14 protein-coding genes are annotated in these 15506 nt (G+C 68.4%); 13 read left to right on the top strand and 1 reads right to left on the bottom strand.

Annotated elements, in window-relative coordinates; genetic code table 11:
• Positions 1 to 62 precede the first annotated feature (62 nt).
• The 11 genes from U8D42_RS09895 to U8D42_RS09845 all read left to right on the top strand — a co-directional run bounded on the left by U8D42_RS09895 (position 63) and on the right by U8D42_RS09845 (position 11287).
• Positions 63 to 1160 (top strand): ferredoxin reductase, encoded by a 1098-nt coding sequence (locus U8D42_RS09895; RefSeq protein WP_090421879.1) that lies wholly within the window; start codon positions 63 to 65, stop codon positions 1158 to 1160.
• 16 nt (positions 1161 to 1176) lie between these two features.
• Entirely contained in the window at positions 1177 to 2583 is a 1407-nt protein-coding gene (locus tag U8D42_RS09890) for a fatty acid desaturase family protein (protein ID WP_322860278.1), read from the top strand.
• 69 nt (positions 2584 to 2652) lie between these two features.
• The gene (locus U8D42_RS09885; RefSeq protein ID WP_085238980.1) at positions 2653 to 3393 is read left to right on the top strand and encodes an SDR family oxidoreductase; all 741 of its coding nucleotides are present in this window, start codon (positions 2653 to 2655) and stop codon (positions 3391 to 3393) included.
• Positions 3394 to 3447: 54 nt separating this feature from the next.
• A complete protein-coding gene (locus U8D42_RS09880) occupies positions 3448 to 4815 on the top strand; it encodes a molybdopterin-dependent oxidoreductase (RefSeq protein ID WP_431523838.1) in 1368 nt (455 codons plus the stop codon).
• Positions 4808 to 5332: a hypothetical protein gene (locus tag U8D42_RS09875; RefSeq protein ID WP_322860280.1), complete on the top strand. Its 525-nt coding sequence runs from the start codon at positions 4808 to 4810 to the stop codon at positions 5330 to 5332. The genes U8D42_RS09880 and U8D42_RS09875 overlap by 8 nt, the downstream gene beginning before the upstream one ends.
• A gap of 430 nt (positions 5333 to 5762) precedes the next feature.
• Positions 5763 to 6071, top strand: coding sequence for a hypothetical protein (locus tag U8D42_RS09870; protein ID WP_141659242.1), 309 nt, complete (start codon positions 5763 to 5765; stop codon positions 6069 to 6071).
• A gap of 47 nt (positions 6072 to 6118) precedes the next feature.
• Entirely contained in the window at positions 6119 to 7717 is a 1599-nt protein-coding gene (locus tag U8D42_RS09865) for a class I adenylate-forming enzyme family protein (protein ID WP_322860281.1), read from the top strand.
• Positions 7714 to 8487, top strand: coding sequence for a class II aldolase/adducin family protein (locus U8D42_RS09860; protein ID WP_085238983.1), 774 nt, complete (start codon positions 7714 to 7716; stop codon positions 8485 to 8487). Before U8D42_RS09865 ends, U8D42_RS09860 begins: the two co-directional genes overlap by 4 nt.
• A 41-nt stretch (positions 8488 to 8528) precedes the next feature.
• Positions 8529 to 9797, top strand: a complete 1269-nt coding sequence (locus tag U8D42_RS09855; RefSeq protein WP_322860282.1) for an amidohydrolase family protein — start codon at positions 8529 to 8531, stop codon at positions 9795 to 9797.
• A gap of 201 nt (positions 9798 to 9998) precedes the next feature.
• Positions 9999 to 10469, top strand: a complete 471-nt coding sequence (locus U8D42_RS09850) for a GbsR/MarR family transcriptional regulator (RefSeq protein WP_085239044.1) — start codon at positions 9999 to 10001, stop codon at positions 10467 to 10469.
• Positions 10466 to 11287: a class I SAM-dependent methyltransferase gene (locus tag U8D42_RS09845; protein WP_085238985.1), complete on the top strand. Its 822-nt coding sequence runs from the start codon at positions 10466 to 10468 to the stop codon at positions 11285 to 11287. The genes U8D42_RS09850 and U8D42_RS09845 overlap by 4 nt, the downstream gene beginning before the upstream one ends.
• A 4-nt stretch (positions 11288 to 11291) precedes the next feature.
• Here U8D42_RS09845 and U8D42_RS09840 read toward each other — a convergent pair whose 3' ends face one another.
• Positions 11292 to 12311, bottom strand: a complete 1020-nt coding sequence (locus tag U8D42_RS09840; protein WP_322860283.1) for an NAD(P)H-dependent flavin oxidoreductase — start codon at positions 12309 to 12311, stop codon at positions 11292 to 11294.
• A gap of 110 nt (positions 12312 to 12421) precedes the next feature.
• On the opposite strand from U8D42_RS09840, the gene U8D42_RS09835 reads away from it, so the two are divergent.
• Positions 12422 to 14023 carry an arylsulfatase gene (locus U8D42_RS09835; RefSeq protein ID WP_322860284.1) on the top strand — a complete coding sequence of 534 codons (1602 nt, stop codon included), beginning with the start codon at positions 12422 to 12424 and terminating at the stop codon, positions 14021 to 14023.
• A 13-nt stretch (positions 14024 to 14036) separates the two neighbouring features.
• Positions 14037 to 15272, top strand: coding sequence for an FAD-dependent oxidoreductase (locus U8D42_RS09830; protein WP_322860285.1), 1236 nt, complete (start codon positions 14037 to 14039; stop codon positions 15270 to 15272).
• The last annotated feature ends 234 nt before the right edge of the window (positions 15273 to 15506 follow it).

Below are 15506 nucleotides of genomic sequence, written 5' to 3'. Positions count from 1 at the left end.
CGCCACAAGCTGATTCGAAAATTACGTTTAAACTCAGTGTACAAGTGTGTACTCTAGCGAACATGGCAGAGCGCGGCGCCCAGCCCCACGTCCCATGGGGACGACGGTTGTTCCTGCGGGCGGTGCGGCGGTTGTTCAGCCCGCTGCAGCCGGACGACTACCTCGAGATGATCAACCCGCTGTGGACCACCAAGGAGCTGCGCGGAAAGGTCGAAGGCATCGAGCAGCAGGGCTCGGAAGCGGCCAGCATTCTGATCCGGCCCGGCTACGAATGGCCCGGTCACAAGCCCGGTCAATACGTGCGCCTCGGTGTGGTCATCGACGGCGTCTACCACTGGCGCGCCTACTCACTCACGTCGGATCCCAGGCCCGAAGACGGTCTGATCAGCGTCACGCCGAAGAGGGTCGACGGCGGGGTGGTGTCGCCGTATCTCGTGCACAAGATTCAGCCGGGGGACTTGGTACGGCTGGGCGAGATCGAAGGCGTCTTCACGCTGCCCGAGCCCTTGCCGGAGAAGCTGTTGTTCATCAGTGCCGGAAGCGGCATCACCCCGATCATCAGCATGCTGCGCGACCTGGACCACCGGGACGAAGTGCGCGACGCGGTGGTCCTTCATTCGGCGCGAACCCGCGAACAGGCGATGTTCCTGCCCGCGTTGGAAGAGCTCGAGAAGCGGCACGCGGGGATGCGGCTGGAGCTGCGCCTCACCTCCGAACAGGGCCGACTGACGCCCGACGACCTGGACGACGTATGCCCGGACTGGCGTGAGCGCGAGGCGTTTTGTTCGGGCCCCGGGGAATTGCTCGACGCGCTGATCGAGCACTGGGAGGACACCGGCGATCGGGACCGCCTGCACTTCGAGCGGTTTCAGCCCAAGATCGGCGGCGACGCCAACGCCGGCGAGGGTGGCACCGTCTGCTTCCTCGACAGCGACAAGGAAGCCGAATGCGACGGTGGCACATCGATCCTCGAGGCCGGCGAAAAGGCTGGTCTCAATCTGGCCTACGGCTGTCGCATCGGGATCTGCCATACCTGTGTCGGGACGCTGAAATCGGGCAAGCTGCGCGACCTGCGCTCAGGTGACGTGATCGAACCCACGGGTCAGGACGTGCGGATCTGCATCAACACCGCCGAAGGCGACGTGCAACTGGAACTTTGATCGAAAGGAGCGGCCGGTGACAACTGCCGTGAAAAAGGGTGCGGACAGCCCACTCGCGCACCTGAGCGAACAAGAACTGGAAAAGCTGGCGAAGGAATTCGACGCCATCCACGACGAGGTGTTCGCCGACCTCGGCGACCGGGACCGGCGCTACATCAAAAACGTCATCTCGGCGCAACGACAGATCGTGGTGGCCGGCCGGGTGCTCTTGCTGGCCTCGCGCTCGAAGACCGCGTGGCTGCTGGGCACCGCCTGCCTCTCGATGGCCAAGATCTTGGAGAACATGGAGATCGGCCACAACGTGATGCACGGTCAATGGGACTGGATGAACGACCCCGACATCCACTCCTCGGTCTGGGACTGGGACACCGCGTCCACCGCCGAGTCGTGGAAGCACTCCCACAACTACATCCACCACACCTTCACCAACATCCTCGGCAAGGACAAGGATCTCGGCTACGAGATCATGCGAATCGACCCCAACCAGAGATGGGCGCCGCGCTACCTGGGCCAACCGATCTACAACCTGCTGCTCACCCTGCTGTTCGAGTGGGGCGTGGCCGTCCACGACATGGACATCGACGCCATCCGCAAGCGCGAGAAGCCGTGGTCGGAGGTGCGCAAGGATCTGCGGGGCATCGGCGTCAAGGCGCGCGCTCAGATCTACAAGGACTACCTCGGCTGGCCGGCCATCAGCGCCGGCGCCTTCGCCCTCACTCAACTGGCGTTGCGCGGCGGGCTCGAGCAGCCGGCCAAGTCACGGTTGGGCAGGAGGCTGCGCAAGGTGTCCAGCCGCGGCCGCATCGGCGCCGCGGCGAACTTCCTCGACAAAGTCGCGCCCGGCGTGGAAAGCACCTACCTGCGCACGCTGGCCGCCGATGCGCTGGCCAACGTCATCCGCAACGTGTGGGCGCACGCCATCATCTTCTGCGGCCACTTCCCGGATCAGACCTATACGTTCACGCAGGAAGAAGTCGAGAACGAGACGCGCGGCGGTTGGTATGTGCGCCAGTTGCTCGGCGCCGCGAACATCGACGGCAGCCCGCTGTTCCACATCGTCAGCGGCAATCTCGGTTACCAGGTCGAGCACCACCTCTACCCGGACATGCCGAGCAGCCGCTACTCGGAGATCGCGCCCCAGGTCAAAGACATCTGCGAGCGCTACGAGTTGCCCTACAATTCCGGCCGGTTCGGCAGGCAGTGGTTGATGGTGCACCGCAGCATCTTCCGCCTGGCCTTCCCGGGCGGAAAGCCCCGGCCGAAGCCCGGCCCCTACCGTGGCAACGTCCACCGCCCCGAGCCCGGGCGGTCCAGTGAGGGCACGCGATTCCGCGACCGGGTCCCGGCCGAGCACCCGGCCGCGGGTCCCGAACACGAGGGCACTGGCGTCCAGGTGCAACCGCCACCGCGCGGCAAGGACTGACCCGGCACCCGGGCGCCCCGAGTAGCCTTAATCCGCAAGGGGATTCGGGCTGCTGACTCAGGGAGCGCAATGGCGGGCATCGACGGGCAGGTGGTGGCCATCACCGGGGCAAGCAGTGGCATCGGGGAGGCGACCGCTCTGCTGCTCGCCGAGCGCGGAGCGCGGGTGGTGCTGGGCGCCCGGCGGGTCGATCGGCTCGACGACGTTGCGCGACGGATACGCGCGCGCGGCGGACAAGCCATCCTTTGCGAGACCGATGTCTCGCGACGTGAACACCTCGCGCGGCTCGTCGCCGCGGCCGCCGGCGAGTTCGGCCGGCTCGACGTCCTGGTGGGCAACGCCGGCATCAGCAAGGTCGGGCCGATGTCCGATCTCGACGTCGACGGGTGGTCGGCGATGATCGACGTCAACCTGCGGGGCGTGCTGCACGGGATCGCCGCGGCGCTGCCGGTGTTTCGGCGCCAGCGACGCGGCCACTTCGTCACCACGGTGTCGACCGCGGGGCTCAAGATCGTCCCCACCATGGCGGTCTACGCCGCCACCAAGAACGCCGTTCGCACCGTGATGGAGGGACTGCGCCAGGAGTCCACCGACGGCGTCATCCGGACCACGTCGATCTCACCGGGATTCGTCGACACCCAACTCGACAGCTCCATCGACGACCCGGAGGCGCGCGCGCAGATCCGGCGCAACATGACCGACTTCGGCCTGCCGCCGGCGGCGGTGGCACGCGCCATCGCGTTCGCCATCGAACAGCCGCACGACGTCGAGATCGGCGACATCACCATCCGGCCGACCGTCCAGGGATAGCACCGGGTCGCCGAATCTGAACCATTTGCGTCGACCGGTCGTGGATGATCATCGATGATGCGCCGCATCCGCGAGTCCGATAGCGAAGACGCCGAGCCGACGGGTGATTCCGGCGGCTACGGGTTTCCCGCGCGCCTGTGGCGTCGGTTGGACGAGCACCCGGCGCCGGGCGTCGGCCGGGCGCAGCGATGGCGCAGCCCGCTGCGGGGTCCGTGGCTGACTTCCGTGTTCGGTTCGGTGCTGCTGGTGACGCTGCCGATCGTCGTCGTCACCGGCCTGCTGTCCTACATCGCCTACGGACCGCGGTTCGGCCAGGCGATCCCCGGCGACGTCGGGTGGCTGAAGCTGCCCACGTTCGACTGGCCCACCAACCCGTCCTGGCTGTATCGGCTGACCCAAGGGCTGCACGTCGGGCTCGGTCTGGTCCTGATCCCGGTGGTGCTGGCCAAACTGTGGTCGGTGATACCGAGGCTCTTCGCGTGGCCGCCCGCCCGATCGATAGCCCAACTGCTGGAACGTGTTTCGCTGCTGATGCTGGTTGGCGGCGTGCTGTTCGAAATCGTTACGGGTGTGCTGAACATCCAGTACGACTACGTTTTCGGATTCAGCTTCTACACCGCGCATTACTTCGGCGCGTGGGTGTTCATCGCCGGGTTCGTCGTCCATATCGCGATCAAGCTCCCGGCCATGTGGTCGGGCCTGCGCTCGATCTCACCGCGCGACGTCCTGCGCACCGGGCGCGCCGCGACCGCGGCCCAGGCGTGGGAACCGGACGGATTGGTCGCCGCGAACCCGCAGCCGGCGACGATGAGCCGCCGCGGCGCCCTGGCGCTGGTGGGCGGCGGGGCGCTGTTCATGGCGGTCATCACGGCGGGCCAGACCCTGGGCGGCTACGCGCGGCCGGCCGCGCTGCTGCTGCCGCGCGGGCGCACCCGCGGGGACGGGCCCAACGACTTCGAGATCAACCGGACCGCCGTGGTGGCCGGCATCTCCGCCGGGGACACCGGCGAACGCTGGCGGCTGACGTTGAGCGGCGGACCCCGCGCCGTCGCACTGGACCGCGCCGCGCTCTTGGCCATGCCGCAGCACACCGCCGTGCTGCCGATCGCCTGCGTGGAAGGCTGGTCCACCACCCAAACCTGGACGGGGGTGCGGCTGGCGGACTTGGCCCGGCTGGCGGGCGTTCCCACACCGGACTCGGCGCGTGTCTCCTCGCTGGAGCGCTCCGGCGCGTTCGGCCGCGCGACGTTGCAGGGGAGCCAGGTGCTGCACCCGGACGCGCTGCTCGCGCTGCGCGTCAACGGAACGGATCTTTCCCCGGACCACGGCTTCCCGGCGCGCATCGTCGTGCCGGCGCTGCCCGGGGTGCATAACACCAAGTGGGTGGAGTCCATCGCCTTCCGGGCGGCCGCGAATGCGTAGCGCCCGTGCCGGTTTCGTCAGGCTCTACGGGTCCCGCCCGTTGCACCTGCTGACCCTGATCGCCGGGTTCGCGCTCTTGGGTTACGTGGTGGCCACCATCGGACCGGCCACGCTGTGGAATTCACACGTGTGGTGGCAGTCGATCATGGTGTGGTTCGCCGCGGCCATCGTCGCCCACGACCTGATTTTGTTCCCGATCTACGCACTGCTCGACCGGCTGCTGTCGCGGACCGTCGTCCGGCTCGCGGCGCCGCGCGTCCCGGCGGTCAACCACATCCGCGTGCCCGCGCTGGGCGCCGGTCTGACGCTGCTGGTGTTCCTCCCCGGCATCATGGAACAGGGCGCCGCGACCTATTCGGCCGCGACCGGGCAGACCCAGGATCCTTTCCTGGGGCGCTGGCTGTTGCTGACGGCCGCGATGTTCGGGATCAGCGCCGCCGCCTACGCGGTCCGGCTGACAACGGCGCGCAGGCGACCGGGGCGCGCGCCCGGGCTACATGTTGGCGATGATGCGTAGCCGCTGCGCGCTGTACTCGGTGTCGGAGATCGCGCCGCGGGTGTGCACTCCTCGAGCCGTCTGAGGCGCTCGGACGGCGGCGGCCCCGACAGCGGTAGCGCGGCGTGGCGGCCGCGACGGTGCGGCATGGCGCCGCCCTCCTTGGTGCTCCAGCCGGCGCCCAGGTCGACGAGACGCAGGGCAAACGGCACGCCGGCCGGCAGTACGACAGCCTTGCTCCTCATCCGCGGTGTACCTCCGATCAATTCGCTGCGGTGGCAGCGGTGGGGGGTTAAGTGCAATCCGTCCGCGGCGCTACCGAACCCGAGAACGCCGGGTGTCACCACCGTCCGGTGCCGGCCCTGCCGGATTCTTGACGACTTCTTGGAATGTCCTTTGAAGTGCGCGCGCGTTCTGCAGGTCCTGCGGCGCGTAACTACAGTGGTGAGGCGTGGGGAACGGACGAACCAGGACGGCCGCGGCGCTGTGCGCCTGTGGGGCCGCGCTGGTCGTGGGGTTCGGTTGGCCCGGCGACGTGGCCGCGACGGCCGCGGCCGCCCGTTCTTCGTCGAGCGTGTCGCCCGCGCCCCCTCCGAGTCCGGGCGGCGCCCTGCCGGTACAGCCCGCCGGCGGGGGCGGCTGCATCATCGGCCTCAACTGCGGTTGCACGCGCAACTGCCACAAGCCCCGCCCGCGTCCGCCCGCCGTTGCGGGCGACCCGCAACACGCCGCGCCGGCACCCGCCCCGCAGGACCCCTAACGGGCATCAGCCGACGTGGCCCCGCGCGGCTTCCCTATCATCTGCTCATGCAGACCGCGTGGTCACCGGCCTTCACCGACGAGGACTCGGCCCGGTTCCGGGCCGCCGGATGGTGGTCTGACTCGACGCTGTCGGACGCGGTGCGTCGCAACGCCGAACGGTCCCCGGATCGTCTCGCCTACCTCGACCATCCGGGGACGGGGTTGACCTGGACCGAATTCGACCGTGCGGCGACCGATTTGGCCGAACATCTGGCCGGTGCGGGGGTGTCTCCCGGCGATCGGGTGGCGGTGTGGCACGGCGACTCGGCGGCCCTGCACGTCCTGTTCGTGGCGATCGAGCGCTGCGGCGCGGTGGTCGTGGGCGTCGGCGCGCGGGCCGGAACCCGTGAGGTCGCGGCGATCCTGCGCAGCGCGCGGCCGCAGATCCTGATCAGTGATCGGCAGCGCGGCGACGCCGCGGCGGTTGTCGCCGAGCAGCTTTCGCTGCCCACCCTGGTGTTGAGCGCCGACACCGGCGCACCGCGGCTCAACGTCGCGGCGCCGCCCAAGACGCTGGACGGCGAAAGCCGACTGGGGCCCGACGAGGTCTTCCTCATCAACTCCACCTCGGGCACCACCGGCCTGCCCAAGTGCGTGGTGCACACCCAGAACCGTTGGTACTACTTCCACCAGAAGGCCGTCGCCAACGGGCTGCTCACGGCGGCCGACACGTTCCTGCCGGTGATACCGACGCCCTTCGGCTTCGGGCTGTGGACCAGCCACACCACGCCGATCTACCTCGGCGCCACGGCGGTCATCCTCGAACGGTTCACCGCCAAAGCGACCTGCGAGGCGATATCCCGGCATCGAATCAGCGTGTTGTGCTGCGTGAGCACGCAATTGACGATGCTGATGGCCGACCCCGCCACTCGCGAGTACGACCTGAGCTCGCTGCGTGTCGTGTTCACCGGCGGCGAGGCGCTGCCGTATCGGCCGGCCGCCGAGTTCGAGGAACTCACCGGCGCGACGATTCTGCAGTTCTACGGCTCGAACGAAACGGGGATGCTCAGCGCCACCACGGTCGACGACTCACGTGACCGCCGGCTGCGCACCGGCGGCCGGATCGTCCCCGAAATGTCGGTCCGGCTCTTCGATGGGGACCGGGATGTCACCGAGACGGGACGCGGCCAGCCCGCCTGCCGCGGCCCGGCGACCAGCCTGGGTTACCTCGGCGGCACCGATCACGACAAGCTGTTCACCCGCGACGGCTGGATGCGTATGGGTGACCTGTGCGAAATCGACGACGACGGCTATCTCACGGTCACGGGCCGCACCTCCGACTTCATCCTGCGCGGCGGCAAGAACATCAGCGCGACCCAGGTCGAGGACGCCGTCACCACCCACCCCGCCATCGCGGTCGCGGCGGCGGTGGCCATGCTCGATCCGGTGTTCGGCGAAAGGGTTTGCCTCTACGCCGAACTCGTCGACGGGGTCACTCTGGACCTGCCCGGGCTGTCCGAACACCTGTTGGCGCTCGGAGTCTCCAAGGAACTGTTGCCCGAACGGCTCATCGTGGTCGACGAGCTCCCGCGATCGTCGGGCGGGAAGGTTGCCAAAGGCCGGCTCCGCGAGGATATTCGAGCCAGAACGGAGGGGAGATCATGAAAGCTCCTGACGCCCGCCGGGGCGGCCTGGAAGTCTGGGCGCCGTCGGTGGTTCCCCCGATCGGCGTCGAGCTCTCCGACGAGCAAGCCCTCGCCGTGGCCTTCCGCCACCTGGCCGGCATCGGATTCGCCGAGAACATGGCCGGACACATCACCTGGCAGCCGGACGGGCAGACCGAGATGCTCGTCAATCCGTGGGGGCTGTGGTGGCAGGAGGTGACCGCCTCCGACATCTGCGTCGTGGACGCCGACGCCCGGGTGCTGCGCGGCCGCTGGGACGTCACCCCGGCGATCCACATCCACACCGAGCTGCACCGCGTCCGCGACGACGCCCGGGTGGTCATCCACAACCACCCGTACTACGTCTGCGTGCTCGCCGCCCTGGGCAGGCTGCCCGAATTGGTGCACCAGACCGGGTCGCTCTTCCTCGACGACCTGTGCCTGGTGGACACCTACGACGGCGAGGTCGACAGCCCCGCTCGCGCCGCCGAGCTGGCGGCCCGCATCGGCTCGGCCAACCTGACCATCCTGGCCAACCACGGCGTCATCGCGACCGGACGCAGCCTGCCCGAGGCCGTCTACCGTGCGGCGTCGATCGAGCGGGTGTGCAAGCTGGCCTACGACGTGCTGCTCACCGGCATCCAGCCGGTCGCCATGAAGTGGTCGGACATGGCCGGCATGCAGCGGTCGCTCGTCGAACGCGCGGCCGACGTGTACTGGGCGGGAGCGGCCAGGATGACCATCAAGGCCGATCCCGACGTGCTCACGTGAACCGCGCACTCAACGCCGCCGTCAGGCAAGGAGATTGACGAGTGAAATCGATCGACGAGCTGGCCGCCGACCTGAGCTTCACCACCGCCAAGACCGGCGGGCAACGCTCGGTCACCTTCCTGCCGGACCCGCCCCGGGCACCGCGCCGCTACACGGTCATCTCGGTCGACGACCACATCGTCGAACCGCCGGACACCTTCACCGGCCGGATGCCGCGCAAGTTCGCCGACCGTGCCCCCAAAGTCGTGGAAACCGACAGCGGGGGACAGACCTGGGTCTACGACGGCCGCGAGCTGCCCAACGTCGGCTTCAACGCCGTCGTGGGCCGGCCGGTGGCCGAGTACGGCTTCGAACCGGTGCGGTTCGACGAAATGCGCAGGGGCGCCTGGGATATCCATGAACGTGTCAAGGACATGGACCTGAACGGCATCTACGCCTCGCTGAACTTCCCGTCCTTCCTGCCCGGGTTCGCCGGCCAGCGACTGCAGCAGGTCACCACCGACCGCGACCTGGCGCTCGCATCGGTGCGCGCGTGGAACGACTGGCACCTGGAGGTCTGGGCCGGGTCGTATCCCGAACGCATCATTCCGTGCCAGCTGCCGTGGTTACTGGACCCCGAACTCGGCGCGAAGATGATCTACGAGAACGCCGAGCGCGGGTTTCACGCCGTCACGTTCAGCGAGAACCCGGCGATGCTGGGATTGCCGAGCATCCACTCCGGGCACTGGGACCCGATGATGGCGGCGTGCGCCGAGACCGGCACCGTCGTCAACCTGCACATCGGTTCGTCGGGGGCCTCGCCGTCCACCACCGACGACGCGCCGCCGGACGTGCAGGGCGTGTTGTTCTTCGCCTACGCCATCTCCGCGGCGGTCGACTGGCTGTACTCCGGACTACCCAGCCGCTTCCCCAACCTGAAGATCTGCCTGTCGGAGGGCGGAATCGGCTGGGTCGCCGGGCTGCTGGATCGCCTCGACCACATGCTCAGCTATCACGCGATGTACGGCACCTGGCAGGCGCTGGGCGAAAGCCTGACTCCCGCCGAGGTTTTCACCCGGAACTTCTGGTTCTGCGCGGTGGAGGACAAATCGTCGTTCGTGCAACGCGACCGGATCGGCGTGGACAACATCATGCTGGAAGCCGACTACCCGCATTGCGACTCCACCTGGCCGCACACCCAGCAGACCATCCACGAACAAATCGGCGACCTCCCCCCGGATGTGATCCGCAAATTCAGCTGGGAGAACGCATCTCGCCTGTACCGCCACCCCGTCCCGGCAGAGGTACAGCGCGATCCCGAGGCCTTCTGACCCGGACTGCCGCGGGCGAGCACCAAGCGCAAAATCGCGGTTGCGTGGCTATCGCACACAAGCGAGTCAAGGATGGGCCAGCGACGCGATCGACCGCGCGCTGGGCACGTCGACCGTGGCCAGCGGGTGGCCAGTTTACGGCCCGCGTCGCATAAATTACGTTTAGTATGTACTAAACAAATTACGACGTCGGAGGATCAGATGTCTCCGGAAGAGGCCGAGTTCGTCGATCGCCTCGGGCTGTTCTTCGAGCTTCTCGGCGCCACTCGCACCATGGGCCGGGTGTATGGCTGGCTGCTCATCTGTGATCCGCCGCAGCAGTCGTTAACCGAGCTGGCGGCCGCCTTGTCGGTGAGTAAGGCATCGATCAGTACCGTTGCCCGGCAGCTGTTGGAGGGCGGCATGGTGGAGCGGTTGCCGAGTCCGAACCGGCAACACCTCTACCGGGTCGCACCGGGCGGATTCACCAGCGTGCTGGAAACGCAGCTGTCCCTGATGCGGCTGGGGATCGAGCCGGCCGAGTTCGCGCTCTCCGTGCTAGGCGAGGATCGCGCCGAACAGCGGCGACGCGTCGAAGACTTCCGCGATTTCTGCGAGTTCTGCACCCGGGCCTACCGAGACCAGCTCATGCAGATGTGGACCGAATATCGAGCGGCAAGGAGGCAGCCATGACCGCGACGGACGAAGTCGACTTCACCGGGGTGAAGTGGGGATCGGTCGAATGGACGAATCTCGTCACCCTATATCTGCGCGCGTATGAAAGCCGTTCGGAACGACCGATTCTGGGAGACAGGGCGGCTGCCGAAGCGGTGGACCGGATTCACTATGACTTCAAGAGGATCCATCGAATGTCGCTGCCCGCGTCGAACCAGTACCTGGTCGCCCTGCGCGCAAAGCAGCTGGACGGCTGGTGCGCCGATTTCCTTCGGCGCAATCCCGACGCGGTGGTGCTGCACCTGGGCTGCGGCCTGGACGGTCGCGCCTTCCGGGTCGCGGCGCCGCCGTCGGTTGCGTGGTTTGACATCGACCAGCCCGCTGTCATCGAGCTGCGGCGGCGGCTCTATGACGACACCGAGCGTTACCGGATGATCGGGTCGTCGGTGACCGATCCGGAGTGGCTGGATCAAATCCCCACCGGGCGCCCCACGCTGGTCGTCGCCGAGGGCCTGCTGATGTATCTGACCGAGCAGCAGGTGCGCCAGCTGCTGCGGCGCCTGACCGACCGGTTTGATTGCGGCGAAATGCATTTCGACACGCTGTCGGCGCTGGCGCCGCTGCTGTCGAAGGTGTTCACCAGGGGCATCATCAAGTGGGGCATCCGCGACGCGCGGGAGCTGCAGACGTGGAACCCCAGGCTCCGGCTGCTCGAGCAGTCACCCGCCCTGGCGGGTTACCAGAAAATCGAATCGACCGCGGTCCGGTGGATGTACAGGCTGACGTGCGCAACGCCCGGCGGCAAGTACGACGTCCTGAACCGTTTCGCGTTCTGAGGCGTCACAACTTGGACGCCAGCCGGCGCAGGATGTCGGACGCCGGTTCGGCGGTGGCGTTGCGGTATCCGGTGCCGGCCCACAGATGGACAAAGTCGGGCCGGCCCGCCGCGGCCGCGGCCTTGCGCAGCGGGCTGGTGAGGTGATGGAGGGCGGGATAGCCCAGCGGTGCCTGCGTCTGGTGGGCGTCGATGAACGCATTGCGCAGCCCGCGGGCGGGGCGGCCGGTGAAGGCATGCGTGAGCACCGTCTCGGTGTACCTGGGATCGGTCAGGGCCGCCTGGTGGGTGGCCGAGGCGCCGCTTTCGTCGGCGCGCAACAGAACCGTCCCGACGGCGGCGGCCGCCGCCCCGGCGCGGATGACCTCGGCGACGGCGGCGGGGGTGGCGAGCCCGCCGGCCGCCATCACCGGCAGCGGCACCGCCGCGACGACCCGTGCGACGAGCTCGGCGATCGGCACCGGCGTCAACGGCGTCCGCGGCGAGAGTGTGCCGGAGTGACCACCGGCGGCCACCGCCTGCACGGCGAGCATGTCGACCCCGGCGTCGCGCGCCTGCACCGCCTCCTCGGGCGTGGTCACCGTCTGCACCACGACGCTACCGGCCTTGCGCAACCCGACAATGACGCTTGGCGGCGGAATGCCGAACGTGAACGACACCATCGGGACCGGGTCGTCGAGCAACAGCGCGATCTTCTCGTCGAATTTGTCGGTGTCCTCGACGGGGTCCGGGGGCAGCGTCAGGCCGAACTGGTCCGCCTCGCGCTGAACGATCGCGGCATAAGCCCGGTAGCTCTCGGCGTCGACCGGCAGGGGATTGGGCGCAAACAGGTTGATACCGAACGGGATTCCTTCGGCCCGAACCTGTTTCACCTCCGCCTCGACGGCCTCCACCGTCTTGTAGCCCGCGGCCAGCATGCCGAGGGCGCCGGCGCGACTCGCGGCCGACACCATCGCGGGGGTCGTCGGGCCGCCCGACATCGGGGCGGCGACCAGCGGCAGGGACATCCCGAACTGCGCCAGCATCTCCAGAACCCTCCCTTTTGATCGGCGCGCAGAGCGCCGCATCCGACAATAACGGCGTGCCGCCACGGCGGCATTCCGCCCACGGGCGGGACCTGGCAGGATGCTTCAGCGTGAAAAGGCCCAACTTCCTCGTGATCGTTGCGGACGACCTCGGGTTTTCCGATATCGGCGCGTTCGGCGGAGAAATCGAGACACCCAACCTGGATCGGCTCGCCCACGCCGGGGTCCGGTTCACCGACTTCCATTCCGCGCCGGCCTGCTCGCCCACCCGGGCGATGCTGCTGACGGGAACGGACCACCACGTCGCCGGGATCGGCACCATGCTGGAGGTCGCGGGCCCCGGCTTCCGCGGCGCACCGGGGTACGAGGGCTACCTCAACGACAGGGTGGTGGCGTTGCCGGAGCTGCTGCGCGACGCCGGATACTTGACGTTGATGTCGGGCAAGTGGCATCTGGGCGCCACCATCGAGACGTCGCCCTGGGCACGCGGATTCGAGCGGTCGTTCGCGTTGCTGCCGGCCGGCGCCAGCCACTTCGGCGGCGGCGGCGCCCGGAGTTTCTCCCCGGTGCCAACGCTTTACACCGAGGACGACCAGTTCGTCACCGTCGGGGACGACTTCTACTCGTCGGACTCCTACACCGACAAGCTGTTGCAGTACCTGCGGGAACGCGCACCCGGCGACGACCGTCCGTTCTTCGCGTACCTGCCCTTCCAGGCGCCGCACTGGCCGCTGCAGGCGCCGGACGAATCCATCGCGAAATACCGTGGTCGTTACGATGCCGGGCCGGACGCCCTGCGCGAGGAGCGCCTGGCGGCGCTCAAGCGGCTGGGCCTGTGCCCGCCCGACGTCGAGGCGCACCCGGTGGTCGCGGACGGCGCCGTGGAGTGGGCCGCCATGACCGACGAACAGCGTGCCGTGTCGGCACGCAGCATGGAGGTCTATGCCGCGATGGTCGACCGGATGGACTGGAACGTGGGCCGGGTGCTCGACTACCTCTCGCAGACCGGCGAGCTCGACGACACGGTCGTGATCTTCCTGTCCGACAACGGCGCCGAGGGCGCGATCGTCGAAGCCATGCCGTTGGTCGGTCCCCGAATCGCCGAGCAGATCGAAAAGCATTGCGACAACAGCGTGGACAACCTCGGCCGCCCGTCGTCGTTCATTTGGTACGGGCCGCGATGGGCGCAAGCCGCCACCGCGCCGTCGCGGCTGCACAAGGCGTTCACCACCGAGGGCGGGATCCGGGTGGTCGGCTTCATCACCTGGCCCGGCTTCGACCGGCAGGCGCAGATCGGCACCGCGTTCAGCACCGTCATGGATATCGCTCCGACGGTGCTGGAACTGGCCGGGGCCGCGCATCCCGGGGCGGTGTATCGCGGGCGTGAGGTGGCGCCCATCCGCGGCCGCTCGCTGGTGGGGTACCTGTCGGGCGGCGCGGAAACGGTGCACGGCGCCGATACCGGCACCGGCTGGGAGTTGTTCGGCCGCCGGGCCATTCGGCAGGGGGATTGGAAGGCGCTGCACCTGCCCGCACCGCACGGCCCGGGCAGCTGGCAGCTCTACGACCTCGCCTCGGATCCCGGTGAGATTCACGACCTGGCCGACTCGCACCCCGACAAGCTGGCCGAGCTGCTGACGCTGTGGGATCGCTACGTCGAGGAAAACGGCGTGATCCTCGATCCCGTCTCGGTGTTCGACCTCGAGCTCTGACGGCTGGGTTCTGATGGCTGAGACGACGACGTGCGCGATTGTGGGTGGCGGCCCGGCCGGCATGGTGCTGGGGCTGTTGCTGGCCCGGGCGGGTGTGCAGGTCACGCTGATGGAAAAGCACGGCGACTTCCTGCGCGACTTCCGCGGCGACACGGTCCACCCGACCACCATGCGGCTGCTCGACGAGCTCGGCCTCTGGGAATCGTTCGCGGCCTTGCCTTTTACCGAGGTTCGCACCGCGAAACTCGAATCCAACGGCCGCTCGGTGACTTACGTCGACTTCGAGCGGTTGCGCCTGCCGCATCCCTTTGTCGCGATGGTGCCGCAGTGGGACCTGCTCAACCTGCTGGCCGACGCGGCGCAGGCGGAGCCGAGCTTCTCGCTGCGGATGAACACCGAAGTCACCGGGCTGATCTGGGACGCGGGCAGGGTGGCCGGAGTGCGCTACCGGGGGCCCGACGGCCCGGGCGAATTGCGGGCCGAGCTGACGGTGGCCTGCGACGGCCGCTGGTCTGTCGCTCGCCGCGCGGCGGGGCTCAAGGCGCGCGAGTTCCCGGTGAAGTTCGACGCGTGGTGGTTTCGGTTGCCGCGCAAGGAAGATACCGAAATCTCGTTCCTGCCGCGGCTGGGCGCGGGCAAGGGGCTCGCCGTGATCCCGCGGAAGGGCTACTTCCAGATCGCCTACCTCGGACCGAAGGGCATCGACGCCCAGCTGCGGGCGCGCGGCATCGAGGCCTTTCGGCGCGACGTCGAAGAGCTGCTGCCCGATATGCCCGAGTCGGTGGCGGCGCTGCAATCGATGGACGACGTGAAACACCTGGACGTGCACGTCAATCGACTGCGACGCTGGCACACCGCGGGGCTGCTGTGCATCGGCGATGCGGCGCATGCGATGTCGCCGCTGGGCGGCGTCGGCATCAACCTCGCGATCCAGGATGCCGTCGCCGCCGCGACAGTGCTGGCCGAACCACTGCGGCGACACCGGGTCGGCGACCGTGAACTCGCCGCGGTGCACCGCAGGCGCGTGTTCCCCACGGTAGTCACGCAATTGGTCCAGCAGGTGCTGCACCGGATGTTGCTCGGGCCGTTGCTGCGCGGCGAGGATCCCACGCCGCCGGACGCGCTGCTGGGCCTGATGCAGCGGCTGCCGTGGCTGTCGGCCGTTCCGGCCTACTTCGTGGGCGTCGGCGTGCGGCCCGAGCACGCGCCCGCATTCGCGCGCCGCGCCGCCGCCGGCCGAGACGGCTGAGCCGCCTGCCCTGGAGGCGGTTTGGTATTTCGCGAGCCGGGGTAACCTTTTGCGACAATTTGCATGACAGTTTGAGGTCGGGAAATCGGTCCTATCCGCGCCGTGCGGACGCCGCCACTGGCGAGCCTTGGACCGAGAGGGGGCCAGAAATGGTGAATCTCAAGAAACTCGCAGGTAAGGCCGCGGTCGCCGGCGCGTTGGGCGCGGCGGCGTTCGGTCTCGGTACCGGTGTGG

The organism is Mycobacterium europaeum (genome assembly GCF_034555895.2).
In the GTDB taxonomy this organism is placed as follows: Bacteria; Actinomycetota; Actinomycetes; order Mycobacteriales; family Mycobacteriaceae; genus Mycobacterium; species Mycobacterium europaeum.
Note: the sequence above shows the minus strand (reverse complement) of the source record. Positions and strands in the feature narration are given on the sequence as shown.